13 protein-coding genes, 1 other RNA gene and 1 other annotated feature (1 of these 15 only partly in view) are annotated in these 17,440 nt (G+C 35.1%); all 14 genes read right to left on the bottom strand.

Annotated features, from left to right (window positions below; all coding sequences use genetic code 11):
• Nucleotides 1–26: 26 nt before the first annotated feature.
• On the bottom strand, nucleotides 27–1,766 hold the full coding sequence (opp4A, locus tag BHF71_RS04075; RefSeq protein ID WP_069656399.1) for an oligopeptide ABC transporter substrate-binding protein: 1,740 nt from the start codon (nucleotides 1,764–1,766) through the stop codon (nucleotides 27–29).
• Between the two features lie 72 nt (nucleotides 1,767–1,838).
• The gene (locus BHF71_RS04070) at nucleotides 1,839–2,810 is read right to left on the bottom strand and encodes an ABC transporter ATP-binding protein (protein WP_069656398.1); all 972 of its coding nucleotides are present in this window, start codon (nucleotides 2,808–2,810) and stop codon (nucleotides 1,839–1,841) included.
• The gene (locus tag BHF71_RS04065) at nucleotides 2,807–3,793 is read right to left on the bottom strand and encodes an ABC transporter ATP-binding protein (RefSeq protein WP_069656397.1); all 987 of its coding nucleotides are present in this window, start codon (nucleotides 3,791–3,793) and stop codon (nucleotides 2,807–2,809) included. The genes BHF71_RS04070 and BHF71_RS04065 overlap by 4 nt, the downstream gene beginning before the upstream one ends.
• Nucleotides 3,794–3,979: 186 nt before the next feature.
• Nucleotides 3,980–4,382: RNase P RNA component class A (rnpB, locus tag BHF71_RS04060), an RNA gene on the bottom strand.
• A gap of 156 nt (nucleotides 4,383–4,538) precedes the next feature.
• On the bottom strand, nucleotides 4,539–5,654 hold the full coding sequence (locus BHF71_RS04055) for a Nif3-like dinuclear metal center hexameric protein (RefSeq protein ID WP_069656396.1): 1,116 nt from the start codon (nucleotides 5,652–5,654) through the stop codon (nucleotides 4,539–4,541).
• Nucleotides 5,630–6,376 (bottom strand): tRNA (adenine(22)-N(1))-methyltransferase, encoded by a 747-nt coding sequence (locus BHF71_RS04050; RefSeq protein ID WP_069656395.1) that lies wholly within the window; start codon nucleotides 6,374–6,376, stop codon nucleotides 5,630–5,632. Before BHF71_RS04050 ends, BHF71_RS04055 begins: the two co-directional genes overlap by 25 nt.
• Nucleotides 6,377–6,580: 204 nt before the next feature.
• Nucleotides 6,581–7,702 (bottom strand): RNA polymerase sigma factor RpoD, encoded by a 1,122-nt coding sequence (rpoD, locus tag BHF71_RS04045; RefSeq protein WP_069656394.1) that lies wholly within the window; start codon nucleotides 7,700–7,702, stop codon nucleotides 6,581–6,583.
• Between the two features lie 27 nt (nucleotides 7,703–7,729).
• The gene (gene dnaG / locus BHF71_RS04040) at nucleotides 7,730–9,568 is read right to left on the bottom strand and encodes a DNA primase (protein ID WP_069656393.1); all 1,839 of its coding nucleotides are present in this window, start codon (nucleotides 9,566–9,568) and stop codon (nucleotides 7,730–7,732) included.
• A gap of 40 nt (nucleotides 9,569–9,608) precedes the next feature.
• Complete coding sequence (locus BHF71_RS12050; RefSeq protein WP_176717303.1) at nucleotides 9,609–9,758, bottom strand: hypothetical protein; 150 nt, start codon at nucleotides 9,756–9,758, stop codon at nucleotides 9,609–9,611.
• A 254-nt stretch (nucleotides 9,759–10,012) separates the two neighbouring features.
• On the bottom strand, nucleotides 10,013–12,661 hold the full coding sequence (gene ppdK, locus BHF71_RS04035) for a pyruvate, phosphate dikinase (protein ID WP_069656392.1): 2,649 nt from the start codon (nucleotides 12,659–12,661) through the stop codon (nucleotides 10,013–10,015).
• Nucleotides 12,662–12,670: 9 nt separating this feature from the next.
• A complete protein-coding gene (locus BHF71_RS04030) occupies nucleotides 12,671–13,516 on the bottom strand; it encodes a pyruvate, water dikinase regulatory protein (RefSeq protein ID WP_245683817.1) in 846 nt (281 codons plus the stop codon).
• Nucleotides 13,500–14,141 carry a transcriptional regulator CcpN gene (ccpN, locus tag BHF71_RS04025; RefSeq protein WP_069656409.1) on the bottom strand — a complete coding sequence of 214 codons (642 nt, stop codon included), beginning with the start codon at nucleotides 14,139–14,141 and terminating at the stop codon, nucleotides 13,500–13,502. The genes BHF71_RS04030 and ccpN overlap by 17 nt, the downstream gene beginning before the upstream one ends.
• 159 nt (nucleotides 14,142–14,300) lie before the next feature.
• Entirely contained in the window at nucleotides 14,301–16,370 is a 2,070-nt protein-coding gene (gene glyS / locus BHF71_RS04020) for a glycine--tRNA ligase subunit beta (protein WP_069656391.1), read from the bottom strand.
• Nucleotides 16,370–17,251, bottom strand: a complete 882-nt coding sequence (gene glyQ, locus BHF71_RS04015; RefSeq protein ID WP_069656390.1) for a glycine--tRNA ligase subunit alpha — start codon at nucleotides 17,249–17,251, stop codon at nucleotides 16,370–16,372. The genes glyS and glyQ overlap by 1 nt, the downstream gene beginning before the upstream one ends.
• Before the next feature lie 74 nt (nucleotides 17,252–17,325).
• Nucleotides 17,326–17,440, bottom strand: a binding site (T-box leader); it runs 52 nt beyond the window's last position.

Genomic DNA, 17,440 nt, shown 5'->3' with positions numbered 1-17,440 from the left:
GCCATGAACTCAGGTAATTAATTGAATTACTGTTTAACCCACCATTTATGAATATCACGAGTAATTCCAAAAGCATCTGGCTTTACATTTTGAATTCTATCAGAATAAGCAGTTATTGAATTTTGAGAATATAAGAAGATATATGGAAGCTCATCATTTACTAATTGCTGCCATTTCACATAGACATCTTTACGATAATCCATATCAAAGGCTTTCAAGCTTAATCCTTCTTGAATTAGGCGGTCACTCTCTTCGTTAACCCAACGTGGGAAGTTCCAGGTATCAGTAGATTTCCAAATACCACTTGGATCTGGGTCAGTAGTTAATCCCCAACCTGCTAAGAATAATTCTACTTCGTCATTTCCAACAGCATCATAGTGACTTCCTACATCGCGTGGTGCATTTAATTTAATATTAATGCCAACTTCTTTTAGATTTTGTTGAATGATTGGAGCGGATTTTTCACGAACTTTATTACCAGTCGGATAATCTAAAGTGATTTCAAATTTGTTTCCATTTGGATCTTCACGGAATCCATCACCGTCAATATCCTTATAACCCGCCTCATCTAATAATTGTTTAGCCTTTTCAGGATCATAAGGATAAGTGTTTAGTTGATCAGGGCTAGCAGCTGCCCAACTAACAGGAGGAATTGGCGCATTCATCACTGTACCATGTCCTTTTAATAAACCATCTACGATTCCTTGGCGATTGATAGCATATGCCATAGCTTGACGTAATTTCTTATCGTTATATACCTTATCAAATGGAGTGATTGAACCATCCTCTTCTAATTTACCAAACTTGAATCCCATGTACTGATAGCCAAAGTCAGGAGTCTCCCAAATTTTAACTCCTTCAATATTTTTAACAAGATCTACATCTGATGGATTTAAATCAGCCATGACATCTAACTGTCCACTCTTAAGTAGTCCAGGCGCAACATCCTGGTTAATAACCTTCCAAATTATCTTATCTAAGTAAGGCTTACCATTCCAATAATCATCAAAGCGAACTAACTCATATGATTCGTTTGTTACAATTTTATCCAATTTAAACGGACCAGTTCCAATAGGAGAAGCTTTAGTTTCTGGTGCATTTACAAGGTCCTTAACTTCATATTTACCATATACATGCTCAGGCGCAATTGGGAAGTTAATATTATCTAAAGCATTAGGTGCAGCTTCTTTAAGGTGGAAAACTACAGTATAATCATCAATTTTTTCAACACCTTTGAACGTATCAGTTTCACCACTGTTGAACTCTTCAAATCCTACAAATGGCTCAACAATATATGACCTTGTTCCAGTATAGTCTGGATGAGCTAATACAGTGTAAGTATAAACTACATCGTCCGCAGTAAATTCTTCGCCGTCATGCCATTTAACACCTTTACGAAGCTTAAATGTTATACTTCTCTTATCTTCACTAAACTCCCATGACTCTGCTAGTGAAGGTCCGTAAGATAAATCAGGTAATTGTTCTAATAATGCTTCAAATACAAAACCAATTACATTCCATTCATAGGCATCTTCATAGAGTAATGGATTGAAGATTCCACCTGGAGCACTAAACATTGCAAAGGAAACAGTTCCACCTTCTACAGGACCAGTAGCTTCCTCTTTATTACCCTCATCATTAGTAGTTCCTTCATTTGTTTGATCTGGTTGAGTTGGCTCATCTGTGGTTGTACTACTACAACCAACGAGCGCTATTCCCAATACTAAAATCAATACAATTGATAGATACAGAGACTTTTTAAACATTATATACCCCCTAATTTAAAAATTTTTTAAAAAGTGAAGTTAAGTATCGACCTTTTTCCTCACCTCCTTAATTTAATCAACTAAGTGACAAGCTACATAATGATCCTTCGCAATTTCTCTCCACAGTGGTTTTTCAACTCGACACCTATCTGTTGCATATTTACATCTTGGATGAAAAACACATCCACTTGGCGGATTAGCAGGGCTTGGGATGTCACCTTCTAAAATAATTCTTTCTTTTTTCAATCGTGGATTAGGAACAGGAACCGCTGATAATAATGCTTGTGTATATGGATGAACAGGACCACTATATAAATCTTTTTTATTAGCTAGTTCAACAAGTCTGCCTAAATACATGACTCCAACACGATCACTCAGATGTTTAACTACACTAAGATCATGTGCAATAAATAAATAAGTTAACTCAAACTCGTCTTGTAAATCTTTCATTAGATTTATTACCTGAGCTTGAACAGATACGTCCAATGCTGATACCGGCTCATCTGCAATAATCAGTTTAGGATTAATTGATAAAGCTCTAGCCAAGCCAACGCGTTGTCTTTGTCCCCCAGAAAACTCATGGGGATATAAACTACCATATTCAGCTTGTAATCCTACTTTATTTAACAACTCTTTTACTTTCTCATTTCGCTCGGATCGGTCATATAATTTATGAACTACCATCGGCTCTTCTATTAATTCAGCAATAGTCATTCTAGGGTTTAACGAAGCAAACGGATCCTGAAAAACCATTTGCATTCCCTTCCTGACTCTGCGCATTTCTTTTCTAGAATATTTAAATAAATTATCGCCTTCAAAAAATACTTCTCCTTCTGTAGGCTCATACAATCGGATCATTGTCCGCCCCATTGTTGACTTACCTGAACCAGATTCACCGACTATTCCAAGTGTTTCACCTTTATACATCGTAAAGCTAACATCATCCACCGCTTTTATGTGCCCAATCGTCCGTTTTAATATCCCTCCTTTAATTGGGAAATATTTTTTTAGATTCTTTACTTCAACTAATACAGTCTGTTTCATGCTTCCACCCTTTCATATAAAAAACACCTAACCTTATGACCATTACCTATTTCTTGTAGTTGAGGTAATTTTTCTTCACATATACTTAATTTTTTTTCTCCACAACGGGGTGCGAATCGACATCCCTTCGGAAATTCATGTGCCGCAGGTACAGTACCTTCGATGGATTCAAGTCGATCTTTATCATCATTAAGGGAAGGAATAGAGCTCAATAGACCTTTAGTATAGGGATGATTCGGAGATTCAAAAATAGTGTATACATCTCCTTCTTCGACGATTTGTCCCCCATACATGACCAAGACTCGATCTGCCATCTCAGCTACGACACCTAAATCATGAGTAATCAATAAAATTGATGTATTGAATTTTTCTTTAACATCTCGCATAAGCTCTAAGATTTGTGCTTGTATCGTAACGTCCAACGCTGTTGTCGGTTCGTCAGCTATGAGCAATTTCGGTTCTAGAGACATCGCCATGGCAATCATTGCGCGCTGTCGCATACCACCAGATAATTGATGAGGATATTCATCTATAATATCTTCAGCACGAGGAAAACCTACAAGCTGTAGTAGTCTAATAGCTTTTTTCCGTGCATTTGCTTTGTCTAAATTATGATGATGACGTAATCCTTCCATAATCTGTTCGCCAATTGTAAAAACTGGATTTAAGGATGTCATCGGTTCTTGAAAAATCATCGAGATCTCATTACCACGAATTTCATTAATATCACTTTCACTTAGTTTAAGAAGATCTAGCTTATTAAAGATTATTTCTCCGTTGACAATCTTTCCGGGCGGATCCGGTATTAAACGTAAAATAGACATTGAAGTAACACTCTTACCACTTCCCGATTCCCCAACTAACGCTACCGTCTCTCCTTTGTATATTTGAAAGTTAACCCCATCTACTGCTTTCACTTCTTTTCCATCTGTATAAAAATATGTCTTTAGGTCCCGAATTATTAACAAAGGTTCTGTTTGCATTATTTTCACCTCATGCATTAATTGAATTTTATGAAAATTAAATATTTTAATAATATATTTTACACATTCTCAAAAAACCCTTTTTATTTTTGGAATTTTTTTAATTTTTTATTTTTAAATTTTTTGATGGGCTTTTTTATATAAAAAAAAAGCCCTTGAAAGGACTTCATCTTTTAAAAATATGTAAAGGAAAGTAAGCCTATAAGCCGAGTTCTGTACTTCCAGTGGTACTACGCACCATAGTGCTCCCACCATTGAAGTGGTAATCATCTATCTAGGCTACCTATTACTAGATAGCTCAAGCGACCAACCCGAACGCAGAGCGGGCAACTCTATGTGCGTTCCTATAAGGTCTTGCTCCAGGTGGGGTTTACCAAGGGATATGTCACCATAACCCTTCGTGGTCTCTTACACCACGGTTGCACCCTTGCCTGCATCATTAAGTAATGACACATAGGCGGTCCATTTCTGTGGCACTATCCTTCAGATCACTCTGACTGGACGTTATCCAGCACCCTGCCCTATGGAGCTCGGACTTTCCTCTCGTGGCTCCTTGCGGAAATCCACCAGCGATTACCCAGCTTACTTTCCATGTATTAAATTATTATAATAGCTAATAAAAAAACGCTAAACCGACAACATATAATAATATATCAAATTCAAAACAGCTAATCAATAGAATGATTTTGGTTTTTTAGTTTAATCATTCCAATTATTCCATAATTTAAAATTGATGATTAACGATCTACAAAAACTGAAACGGATTAGTGTCAACTTCTGAAATAATCACCTCAGTTTTTAGACCTCTATCTAAAAATTCCTTGGTCAAATATTCCTCTAGACCTCCTAAAACATGTTTTTCAATATAGTGTCCAGCATCGATAATGCTCAATCCTTGAGCTAATGCCTCATGTGCCACATGATAATAAATATCACCTGTAACTAATACATCGGCACCACGGAACGCCGCTTTGCTTACGAAGCTATTGCCATCTCCGCCAACTACTGCAACCTTTCTTATCTTTTTATTTAAATCTCCAATTATCCTAATTCCATCTACCTGTAATTGTTTTTTTACAAATTCAGCATACTCTTTTAGAGACATAGTATCTTCAAGCTTACCAATTCTTCCTATACCCTCTTTCTTACTTTGAAGGTCTAATGGATAAATATCATAAGCAACTTCTTCATATGGATGTGCTTTTAACATTGCTTGAATCGCTTGAGTAAGGTTTATTTCCGGGACGATAGTTTCAACACGTACTTCTTTTACTTTTTCTAATTTACCCTGTTCACCAATATAAGGGTTAGTTCCTTCATGGGGCATAAATGTCCCGATACCGGAAACATTGAATGTACAATGACTATAATTACCAATCCAACCTGCACCATTATTTGACAATGCGTCTATTATCTGTTGCTGATGACTTTCTGGGACAAAAACAACTATTTTTTTTAATTTTTGAATATGAGACGGCTCTAATACTTCTGGATTTATTATTCCAATCTTCTGAGCTAATACATCGTTAACACCATTTTTTGTAACGTCCAAATTAGTATGAGCGACGTACACGGCTATATTATTTTTAATTATTTTTTCATAAAGTCTGCCTGTAGGTAAGTCTGTTCGCAAACTCTTTATTGGTTTGTATATAATTGCATGATGAGAAATTATTAAATCTACCTCTTTTTCTATAGCTTCATCAACCACATCTTCTAACACGTCTAGTGTTAACATTACCCTTTTTATTTTCTTATTTAATGTTCCAATTTGTAATCCGATTTTATCTTCAGGATAAGCCAATGTTTTTGGAGCGAATTGTTCAAGTATTTGAATTATATTTTGCCCTTTTCCAAACACCTTACTACCCCCATTATCCACTTTTTTTCTTGGAGCATTTTTTGTTTTTTCACTCTCATTTCTTTTTCATCTTGTGACTTCTCTAACTGTTGTAAAATATACTCAACTTTTTTTAATTCAATTTTCCATTTTTTTAGTAATATACTAGATTTTTCTTTCCAGAGAACTGGCCCCAGACGGTATAATTCACTTTTACTCCTATCGGGGATTGAGCTGTATGTTGGATCAATATTTCCCTTTCTATGCTCAGCAACGATAATTTCGTAGATTTTACCATTCTCTTCTAATATTTGTTCATCCTTAATATCCCACATATTTTGATCTAGCCACTTCCTAACCACATTTTCTCCAACATTTGGCTGCAATATAAGTCTTTCTACAGTGGCTAATTTTTTTTTACCTTTATCTAAAATATCTACTATTAAAGCGCCACCCATTCCAGCAATAATAATTACATCTACCTCTTCCTGATTTATTACAGTTAATCCGTCCCCTTTTCTTACATCAATCATTCTTTCTAACTTGAAATTAGAAATTTGTTTTTTTGCCGCTTGAAATGGTCCCTCGTTAACTTCCACAGCAATAGCAAAAGGAATTTTTTTTTCTAATGCTAGATAACTAGGGAGTAACGCATGATCAGAACCTACATCAGCAAAGCTTTTACCATCAGGAACATAATCTGCAATCTTTGATAATCGTTTAGAAAGCTTTATCGTATTCATTACTACACCTTTCTATATTATAATAAACTTTTTTACAACATAACTTATTATACATTTCTCACAAAAAAAGTGTAAAGAAACCTATTTGTAATATTTGCATTGGAATTTAAAAAAATGTAAAATTAAAATAAATTATCCCAATATGAGGAAGTTGTTATTATTAAAAAAAAAAAAAAGCCTACATTTAGGTCTGCAGGCTTATTATCATTCTAGGAAATCTTTCAAACGTTTACTTCTACTTGGATGACGTAGCTTTCGTAAGGCTTTGGCTTCTATTTGACGGATTCTCTCTCTAGTAACGCCAAATACTTTACCTACTTCCTCGAGCGTTCTTGTTCTACCGTCATCAAGACCAAAACGTAAACGTAATACATTTTCTTCCCTTTCGGTTAGCGTATCTAGAACGTCTTCCAACTGTTCCTTTAACAACTCGTATGCAGCAGCATCAGACGGAGCAAGTGCCTCTTGGTCTTCGATAAAATCACCAAGATGTGAGTCATCCTCTTCACCAATAGGCGTCTCTAATGAAACTGGCTCTTGAGCAATTTTCATTATTTCCCTAACCTTTTCAGGACTAAGGCCCATTTCCTTAGCGATTTCCTCCGGACTTGGTTCTCTACCTAAGTCTTGAAGAAGTTGTCGAGACACCCTAATTAATTTGTTAATCGTTTCAACCATGTGAACTGGAATTCGAATTGTACGTGCTTGATCGGCAATTGCCCGGGTTATCGCTTGACGAATCCACCAAGTGGCATATGTGCTGAATTTATAACCCTTACGGTAATCAAATTTTTCTACAGCTTTGATTAACCCCATATTTCCTTCCTGAATAAGGTCTAGGAATAACATTCCTCTTCCTACATAGCGTTTTGCAATACTTACAACTAAACGTAAGTTAGCTTCAGCAAGACGACGCTTTGCTTCTTCATCACCTTCTTCTATCCGCTTAGCTAATTCAATCTCTTCCTTAGCAGATAAAAGAGGTACACGTCCTATTTCTTTAAGATACATCCTTACGGGATCATTAATTTTTACTCCCGGAATGTCTAGATCGTCAAAATTAAGTTCTTCTAACTCTGGATCACCCTCATCTAACAAAATAGCATCACTATCATGGTCATCTTCAGAATCATTGACAATTTCTATACCTTGATCTCCAAGATATTCGAAAAACTCATCAATTTGATCAGAATCTTGATAAAAGATAGACAACTTTTCCATTATTTCTTTATATGAAATGGAACCTCTCTTTTTGCCTGTTTCAATAATCTGTTCTTTTATTTGTTCCAAAGATAGTTCCATATTCTGATTCTTATCATGAGCCATAATATATGCCCTCCTTCCCTATCTTTATTATTTTTTCCCCCATTTTAGACGATTGCGTAATTCGATAATCTCTTTACCTATTTGAAGTGATTTTGCAAAGTCATTATTACGCTCTGCTATAAGTTGTTCTTTTTGTTTTTTCCTGATCTCAAGTTCTAAAAAATGCTTCTTAACCTGAAAAATATAATCATTTAGTTCTTCTTCAGTAACATTTTCATTTATTTCTAACAATGCCAGCTCAGTGGCTAACTGCATATATTTTTTATCTTCAATCGTGGAAATAAAATGACTTATGTTAGAATCATAATCCTTACCATAATATGAATATAGATACGCTGCTAGCACTGAAAAATCCTCTACATGAAAATCGCTTCCTATTTCTTGTCGTACTTTCTCTGCAATTTCACGACTATTCATCATTAAATAAATCAAATATTTTTCAGCATTGTAATAAGCAGGATGTAATGTCTTATGTCTACCCACATGATTGCCATTATTTATAATATTATTCCACTCGTTTGTAAGATTATCCTTTGTATACTCTTTTTTATTCCGCTTATTGTAATAAATTTGATCTAAGTCACTCTTAAGCGAAGGAAAAGAAAGATTGAATTCTTCAGCAAGTCCTTTAAGATAGTGTTCACGCTCGATGGCATGATTCAATTCAGAGATAATACTTAAAGCACTTGTCAAGTATTGTAACCTACCAGCCTCATCCTTTAAGTTAAAGTCTTTACGGATATATTGCAACTTAAAGGCTGTAGCAGTAATCGAGTTGCCTAAAATATTACTTTTAAAGGACTCAGCACCATACTTGTCAATATAGTCATCGGGGTCTAATCCTTGTGGAATCTGAGCAATCTTAACGGATAAACCAACAGGTAAAAGTATGTCAATTGCTCGATAAGTAGCTTGTTGTCCTGCAAGATCTGAATCATAACTAATTACGACTTCATCAGCATATCGTTTGATAATCTTGGCTTGTTCAACAGTTAATGAAGTTCCTAGAGTGGCAACACCATTGTACACCCCTGCTTTCCAAGCAGAAATGGTATCTATATAACCTTCAAAAAGTATAGCTTGTCTCCTTTTACGAATCTCCTGTTTAGCTAAATGTAAATTATAAAGGGTTCTACTCTTATTAAAAATATTCGTTTCTGGACTATTTAAATATTTAGGATGTCCATCATCAAGCACCCTACCACCAAAGGCTATTACTCTACCTTGGGCATCAAATATCGGAAATATAATTCGATTTCTAAACCGATCATAGGTGCGTCCCTCATCTGTTTCAATTACTAAACCAGCTTGTTTAATTAATTCCAGAGAAAAACCTCTTTTAGTTAAGAAATTTTGTAATGTATCCCAAGCTGAAGGAGAGTAACCTATATTAAATTTTTCAATAATATCCCTTGAAAATCCTCTTTTTATCAAATAATTAAGCGCATTTTTTCCATGTTCAGTTTCAAGTAGCAAATAATGATACAACTTAGTTGTTAAATCATATAATTGAAAAACTTTATTTCTATAAGAGTCCTGAACATTTTCGGACGTCGTATCGTCTAATTGAGGAATATTCATTCCAGCTTCATTTGCAAGGTATTTAACGGCTTCTCTAAAATCAAGACTCTCAATATCCATTATGAAACGGATAACATCTCCACCGGCTCCACAACCAAAGCAATGGTAAATCTGCTTATCTGGCGACACAGAAAAAGATGGAGTTTTTTCTGAATGAAAAGGACATAATCCAAAAAAATTACGCCCACTTTTCTTTAGTGGAACAAATTGGCCAACTACATCCACAATATCAAAATGACGTCTTATTCTCTCAATATACTCATCTGGAATTAATTTTGACGACATAGGAACACCTTCAATTCCACCCCATTAAATTCTCCATCATTTAAGAATCTCCTGCTAAGAATTTAAATTTTTTCGCAAAGATTCGACAAAATTCTTTTTTCATGAACAATAAATTTATTTGGTCCTTAACTTTACCTCCACCTTTCCTTACTCTTAAGGAATAACGACGACTAGCAATTAGTAAATCCATATCGATTATCCTTCATGCTATGAGCATAAGAGGTTAGTTTCCTTTATATTCATAATTCAATTTTATAGATATTATTCTACATAATTTAAAAAAATCCTTCTTACCAAAATTCATCTATAGATCAAACTGTAATTGTTGAATTTTATCGAAATATGTCGAATTCGATAAAAACAGTCTATATTATAACTTAAATGTGATAAAATGTTAAGCAAAAAAAATGACCACTTATTAGCGGTCTATTGCTCATTTCATGCTTAGCTATTATTTTTGATCGTTGCTTGTGCAGCAGCTAATCTAGCTAAAGGAACCCTATATGGAGAGCAACTTACATAGTTAAGTCCAGTCTTATAAACAAATTCAATTGATCTTTTTTCTCCACCATGTTCACCACAAATACCTATCTTCAGATCCGGCTTAGTATTTCTTCCTAGTTTAGTTCCAATTTTAACTAACTGACCTACTCCATTTTGATCTAGGGTTACAAATGGATTATCGGATAATACTTTATGATCAAGATAATACTGCAAGAATTTTCCCTCAGCATCATCACGACTAAAACCAAATGTAGTTTGAGTCAAATCATTAGTACCAAATGAGAAAAAGTCCGCATGCTCGGCAATTTCATCTGCAGTTAGAGCAGCCCTTGGAACTTCAATCATCGTTCCAATTGTAAAGTCAAAATTAGTATTTGTTTCTGCCTTGACCTTATCGGCAACTCTAATGATTAACTCCTTCATCAATTTCAGTTCGTTAACATGGCCTACTAATGGGATCATTATTTCAGGCTCTACTTCAATATTTTCTCGTTTTAATTCAACAGTTGCGTTAAAGATTGCTTCAGCTTGCATAGCGTAAATCTCGGGAAAAGTTATTCCCAATCGACAACCACGATGTCCAAGCATAGGGTTAAATTCCGATAGATTACGAACTTTTCTTAGCAACTTTTCCTTTTCAGATAAATCATTTTCTTGTTTATCTTCATACATCCCTCTAGTAATATCTACTAACAATTCCTCTATATTTGGTAGAAATTCATGTAAGGGGGGATCTAATAAGCGAATGGTAACCGGTAAACCTGCCATCTCTTTTAAAATACCTCTAAAATCACTCTGTTGCATCGGTAAGAGCTTGGCAAGAGCTTCCCGGCGTTCTTCAATATCTTCTGCCAGTATCATTTTCTGGACAATTGGTATCCTTTTAGAATCCATAAACATGTGCTCTGTTCTACACAAACCAATACCTTTAGCACCAAATTCCCTTGAGCGTTTAGCATCGTCTGGATTATCCGCATTTGCTCTAACTTCAATTTTTTTGATTTGATCAGCCCAGGTTAACAGCTCTTTAAATTCATCAGATAACTCCGGGTCAATTAGCAATACTTCACCAAGCATCACTTTACCAGTACTTCCATCAATAGAAATTACATCTCCTGCTTTTAAGGTAAATTCACCATTAATCCAAATTTCTTCTTTTTTTAAGTCAATTTTTAAGGATTCACAACCAGTTATACAGGCTTTTCCCATTCCCCTCGCAACAACTGCCGCATGACTAGTCATCCCACCTCTAGTTGTTAGAATTCCTTGAGCTGCGTTAATACCATGGATATCTTCAGGAGTAGTTTCTGGTCGCACCAAAATAACTTGCTCTCCAGCCAAATTTTGTTGTTCAGCTTTGTCCGCATCAAAAACAATTTTCCCAGTAGCTGCACCAGGCGAAGCCGGTAAACCTTTAGCAATAACTTTTGTTGTTGCTGAAGTGTCTATTTGTCGATGTAAGAGTTGCTCTAATTGCTCAGGATCAACTCTTAAAATCGCGGTTTCTTTATCGATTATCCCCTCATGAACAAGATCTACAGCAATTTTTACTGCTGCTTGGGCCGTTCTTTTGCCCGTTCTTGTTTGAAGAAGGTATAACTTACCTTTCTCAATAGTAAATTCGATATCCTGCATATCTTTGTAATGTTGCTCCAATTGTTTTGCAATCTCAACAAATTGCTTAAATACCTCAGGATTTATCTCCTTTAAGTTGTTGATCGGTTTTGGTGTTCGTATTCCCGCTACAACATCTTCTCCTTGAGCATTCATCAAATATTCACCATAAAGAGATGCTTCTCCTGTAGAAGGATTCCTAGTAAAGGCAACACCAGTGCCTGAATCTTCACCCATATTACCAAATACCATCATCTGAATATTTACAGCAGTACCCAAATGGTCAGGAATTTTATTGATTTTGCGATAGACAATAGCACGTTGATTATTCCACGAATCAAATACTGCCCTTATTGCCATTTCTAATTGAAGTTTTGGATCTTGTGGAAATGGTTGTTTGGTTTTATTTAAGACAATCTTCTTATATTTTTCAACAATCTTTTTCCAATCATCTGCACTTAATTCAATATCTTCAGAGAATCCTTTTTTCTCTTTCAGATGGTCTATTTCCTGTTCAAATAGATAATGTTCAATTCCTAAAACAACATCACTAAACATTTGAATAAAACGCCGATAACTATCATAAGCAAAACGGGGATTTTGAGTTAACTCAACAAGTCCTTTAACCGTATCATCATTTAAACCCAGATTTAGTACGGTATCCATCATTCCCGGCATTGAAATTACCGAACCCGATCTAACCGATACCAAGAGTGGATTATCCATATCCCCTAATCTTTTACCAGTTAGTTTTTCCAATGAATCTAAAGCTTGGTTTACTTGAGTTATCATTGATTCGGTTAAAGTTTTACCATTGCTATAATAATCATTGCAAGCTGTTGTGGAAATAGTGAATCCAGGAGGAACAGGCAACCCAACTCTAGTCATTTCAGCAAGATTTGCCCCTTTACCTCCAAGTATCTCCCTCATCTCTTTAGAACCTTCGTGGAATAAATAAACGTACTTTTTAGACATTCGTTTCCCCTACCTTTTTTTAATCATGTCTAAAATAATGTTTGCCGTCTCTTCTATCGCTTTATTGGAAACATCAATCACGGGACAACCAATTCGTTTCATTATCTTCTCTGCATATTCCAACTCTTCTAATATTCTTTCGTAATTGGCATAATTAGCATCAGTAGACAACCCCAATGATTTTAACCTTTCTTCTCTAATTGTATTTAACTTCTCTGGATTTATTTTAAGCCCGATTATCTTTTTATTGGAAACTTTAAATAACTCTTCAGAAGGCTCAACTTCTGGAACCAATGGTACATTGGCCACCTTTAATCGCTTATGAGCTAAATACATTGATAATGGGGTTTTAGAAGTCCTAGAAACACCTATCAGAACAACATCAGCTTTTACGATACCTCTAGGATCTTTACCATCATCGTATTTAACTGCAAATTCAATCGCTTCCACTTTTCTAAAATACTCTTCGTCTAACTGTCTAACTAAACCTGGCTTCATTTTTGGTGGAACAACATATATGGATTTAAGCGCATCAATCATCGGACCCATTATATCTACTGTTTTCACACCCACTTCACTGGACCTTTTAATAATGTACTGCCTTAAATCCTCAATAACTATAGTAAAAGCAATCAGTCCATCGACTTCTTTAGCAGATTGGATAATTTCATCAATTGATTGCCTATCATCTACATAAGAAATACGTCTTATCTCGGCAGTACCACCATTAAATTGACTTACCGCCGCCCTTACTACATATTCAGCTGTTTCACCGATTGAATCGGAAATAACATAAATAATTGGATTATCTATCAGATTAACTATGATACTTCCCTCCCTACACGTCCTTATCAATTCCTAATTCTACAAATGCTTTAGTAATCGTCGTCTTAGTAATACGTCCAATTACCTCTAACCCATTTTCAATTGAACGTACAACCGGTACAGAATCAATCTGATTTTGAATTAGGATATTGGCTACTTCAATTAAAGGATCATCTATATGACAAGTGATTATATTGGGCATTCTAGTCATAATGACAGAAACAGGGATATCTTGAAGGTTTTGTTTGCCCATAGCCACCTTTAATAAATCTTTTCTAGAAACAACACCTGCTAAAGTTCCCCGATTATTAACCACAGCTAAAGTGCCAACATCTTCTAAAAACATCATTACTATCGCATCATATACGGAAGACTCTTCTTTAATTACTACTGGCATAGCCTTATAATCTTTAACACTCATTTTCTTAAGAGCTTCACTTATTAACTGATTTCCTTTTTTGCCCGTATAGAAATAACCTACTTTAGGCCTAGCATCTAAAAAACCGGACATTGTGAGTATAGCCAAATCAGGTCTTAACGTAGCACGGGTAAGATTCAATTTTTCTGCAATCTTCTCCCCAGTAATTGGACCTTCTTCTTTTACAATCTTAACTATTTGTTCTTGTCGATTTGTGAGTTCTATGGTTTTCACCACCTTTAGCAATGTGTTATACTATTTATCCTATATCCTTATATAGTATATACTATATTTTAATTTCAATTTATGCAACAGCAATTTTAAAAAAACTCCCTAAAAGTCGATGTTCGACATAAAAATATGGTTTGAACATTACTTAAAGGGAGTCGTAATTTTTTAAGCAAAAACTAGCTTATTGAAATCGGCATATTGACGGATATAGTTAGAAATAGATAGTAATAAACCAAGACGATTGCTACGCAACTTGTCATCATCCACCATGACCATAACTTTATTAAAATAGGCATCTATTGGTTCTTTTAATGCTTTCAATTGTTGTAATATCTCCATTGCATCCACGACATTTACTGTATTTTGTTGTAATTTTTCAAAGGCTTTATATAAGTTCATTTCCTCATCCTCTACGTATTGGCTTGGATCCGTATCAGATTTTTCGGCTTTTGTAGCAATATTCATCACCCTAGTTAAGGAATCGACGACATTTTTAAAAGTTGGATCATCAATTTCAGTAGAAATGGATAAGGCTTTATCAACAAGTCTTTTGACATCATTTTTATCAGTTTCTAGCACGGCTTCAATAACATCATATCGTATGCCCTTTTCCTGCATTAAATTTTTAAGACGTAGTGTAAAGAAATCATCCAGATCTAATAAGATTTCATTTTTACTACGTTTTAATAATCCCCTCTGTTCATAGGCCTCAATTGCCAAATCAAAAAGTTGTTTTAAACTGATGTTGTTGAGCTTTTCTAATAGTATCTGAACTATACCCGCTGCTTGTCTTCTTAATCCAAGAGGATCCTGTGAACCTGTAGGAATTTTACCGATGGAAAACGAACCAACAATATTATCCATTTTATCAGCAATACTAACTACCTGCCCTACAACTGTTTCTGGAAGAGAATCACCGGAGAAACGAGGTAAATAATGTTCAAAAATCCCCTTAGAGACCTCCTCATTTTCTCCATGCATTCTTGAATATTTTTCACCCATTAAACCTTGTAATTCTGGAAATTCATATACCATATTTGTTACCAAATCAAATTTACATATTTCAGATGTTCGAGTAATATTCTTTAAAGTGTTTTCATCTAGTTTAAGAAGATTACCTAATTGTGATGAAACTTCTGTAATTCTTCTTACCTTATCCCCAATAGTACCCAAACCTTCTTGAAATACCACGTTTTCTAACTTAGAAACCGCTTCGCTTATCTCTAACTTTTGATCTTCTAAATAGAAAAATCTTGCATCTGCTAAACGTGCAGTTAATACTTTTTCATTTCCTTTGCTTACCAATTCTAATGAACGACGATCTCCGTTTCTTACAGTTATGAAGTATGGTAATAGACTGCCTGCTTTATCTTCAACAGGAAAATACCTTTGATGTTCCTTCATTGTTGTAATTAGAACTTCTTTTGGAATATCTAAAAATTCCTCTTTAAAACTTCCAAAAAGAACAGTAGGATACTCTACAAGGTTGACTACTTCTTCTAAAAGTTCCTCATCAATAGGAACATTCCAGTCCTTCTCCGCTGCTAAATCATTAATTTGTTTTAGAATTAATTCTTTTCTTTCAGCTGGATCAACAATAACAAATTGTTCTTTCAATAGAGATTTATATTGCTCTGCTGATGGAACGGTAACTGTTTGACCAATAAATCGATGTCCATAGCTTTTGAAATCAGATTTAACATCTGTAATCTCAATAGGTATCAATTTATCCCCAAAAAGAGTAAGGAGCCAACGTATTGGGCGAACAAATCTTAGTTCTTGATTACCCCAACGCATATTTTTAGGGAAAGTCATAGATTGGATTATTCCCTTAATAACAGAAGGTAATAATTGTTCTACCTCTTGCCCTTGGTACTCTTTTATGGCAAAGACATATTCCACATTTTTGATTTCTTTTACAATTAATTTTTCAACAGACACTCCTTGTCCCCTTGCAAATCCTTGAGCTGCCTTAGTCCAATTGCCTACCTCATCTTTAGCAATCTTTAATGATGGTCCCCTAACTTCTTCAACTATATCTTCTTGTTTTTCGGCAACATCTTTAACGATAACAGCTAATCTCCTTGGGGTAGAGTATGTTAAAACTTCTGCAAAAGTTATCTTAGATTCTTGTAGCCAATCTGTTAATCGAGTTGCTAGTTGATTAACTGCATCTGAGATAAAACGTGCAGGTATCTCTTCTGTACCAATTTCAACCAAAAGATCCTTACTCATTATTTTGCCTCCTTATCTTTTAGCATTGGAAAGCCTAGTTTTTCTCGTTCTTGATAATAAACTTGAGCACAACGCTTTGCTAAGTTTCTAACCCTAGCTATGTATCCAGCACGTTCAGTTACGCTGATAGCTCCCCTTGCATCTAAAAGATTAAAAGTATGAGAACATTTTAAGACATAATCATACGCAGGATAAACGAGGTTTTCGTCTAGAGCACGTTTAGCTTCTTGCTCATAAGTGTTAAAAAGTGTGAATAGCATTTTGCTATCAGATACTTCAAAGGTATATTTGGAATGCTCATACTCTTGCTGATGGAAAACATCTCTATAAGTAACACCATCTACCCATTCTAAATCAAAAACATTTTCCTTATTTTGAATATATGAAGCCAATCTTTCTAATCCATAGGTTATTTCTACTGCAACTGGATTGCAATCTAATCCACCAACCTGTTGGAAATAGGTGAATTGGGTAATCTCCATACCATCTAACCATACTTCCCAACCTAGCCCCCAAGCACCTAAGGTTGGAGCTTCCCAGTTATCCTCAACAAAACGAATATCGTGATCTAAGGGATCAATTCCTAGTTCTTTCAAGCTTTCAAGATAAAGCTCCTGAATATTATCTGGTGAAGGTTTCAAAATTACTTGAAACTGATGATGTTGATACAAACGATTTGGATTTTCACCATATCTTCCATCAACAGGTCTTCTTGATGGTTCAACGTAAGCAACATTCCATGGCTCAGGGCCAATACTCCTCAAATATGTCATTGGATTCATCGTACCAGCACCCTTTTCTACATCATAGGGTTGTACGATAATACAATTTTGTTTAGCCCAAAAGTTTTGTAAAGTTAAGATCATCTCTTGAAAATTCATAAAAATAGCACCTCCATCTAATTTACCTCTAGTGACAAAAAAGAAAACTCTCCTGTCACTATACATAATTAATGTATAGGGACGAGAGAGTTCCCGCGGTTCCACCCTATTTGACTTTATAAGTCCTCTTTTTTCCAAAAAGCTCAAGAGCGCCCTTCACTAGTTCATCAATTGGGCTCCCACTATCCC

The sequence above is a fragment of the Vulcanibacillus modesticaldus genome, assembly GCF_001730235.1.
Taxonomy (GTDB): domain Bacteria; phylum Bacillota; class Bacilli; order Tepidibacillales; family Tepidibacillaceae; genus Vulcanibacillus; species Vulcanibacillus modesticaldus.
The sequence above is the reverse complement of the archived record's forward strand: the minus strand, read 5'-3'. Positions and strand labels throughout refer to the sequence as shown.

Bases quoted from the DNA above. Each gene is read 5' to 3' on its own strand.
- BHF71_RS04050 (WP_069656395.1), bottom strand. From the start codon at position 6,376: ATGAATACGATAAAGCTTTCTAAACGATTATCAAAGATTGCAGATTAT.
- opp4A (WP_069656399.1), bottom strand. From the start codon at position 1,766: ATGTTTAAAAAGTCTCTGTATCTATCAATTGTATTGATTTTAGTATTG.
- BHF71_RS04070 (WP_069656398.1), bottom strand. From the start codon at position 2,810: ATGAAACAGACTGTATTAGTTGAAGTAAAGAATCTAAAAAAATATTTC.
- glyQ (WP_069656390.1), bottom strand. From the start codon at position 17,251: ATGAATTTTCAAGAGATGATCTTAACTTTACAAAACTTTTGGGCTAAA.
- ppdK (WP_069656392.1), bottom strand. From the start codon at position 12,661: ATGTCTAAAAAGTACGTTTATTTATTCCACGAAGGTTCTAAAGAGATG.
- glyS (WP_069656391.1), bottom strand. From the start codon at position 16,370: ATGAGTAAGGATCTTTTGGTTGAAATTGGTACAGAAGAGATACCTGCA.
- BHF71_RS12050 (WP_176717303.1), bottom strand. From the start codon at position 9,758: ATGGATTTACTAATTGCTAGTCGTCGTTATTCCTTAAGAGTAAGGAAA.
- rpoD (WP_069656394.1), bottom strand. From the start codon at position 7,702: ATGGCTCATGATAAGAATCAGAATATGGAACTATCTTTGGAACAAATA.
- dnaG (WP_069656393.1), bottom strand. From the start codon at position 9,568: ATGTCGTCAAAATTAATTCCAGATGAGTATATTGAGAGAATAAGACGT.
- BHF71_RS04065 (WP_069656397.1), bottom strand. From the start codon at position 3,793: ATGCAAACAGAACCTTTGTTAATAATTCGGGACCTAAAGACATATTTT.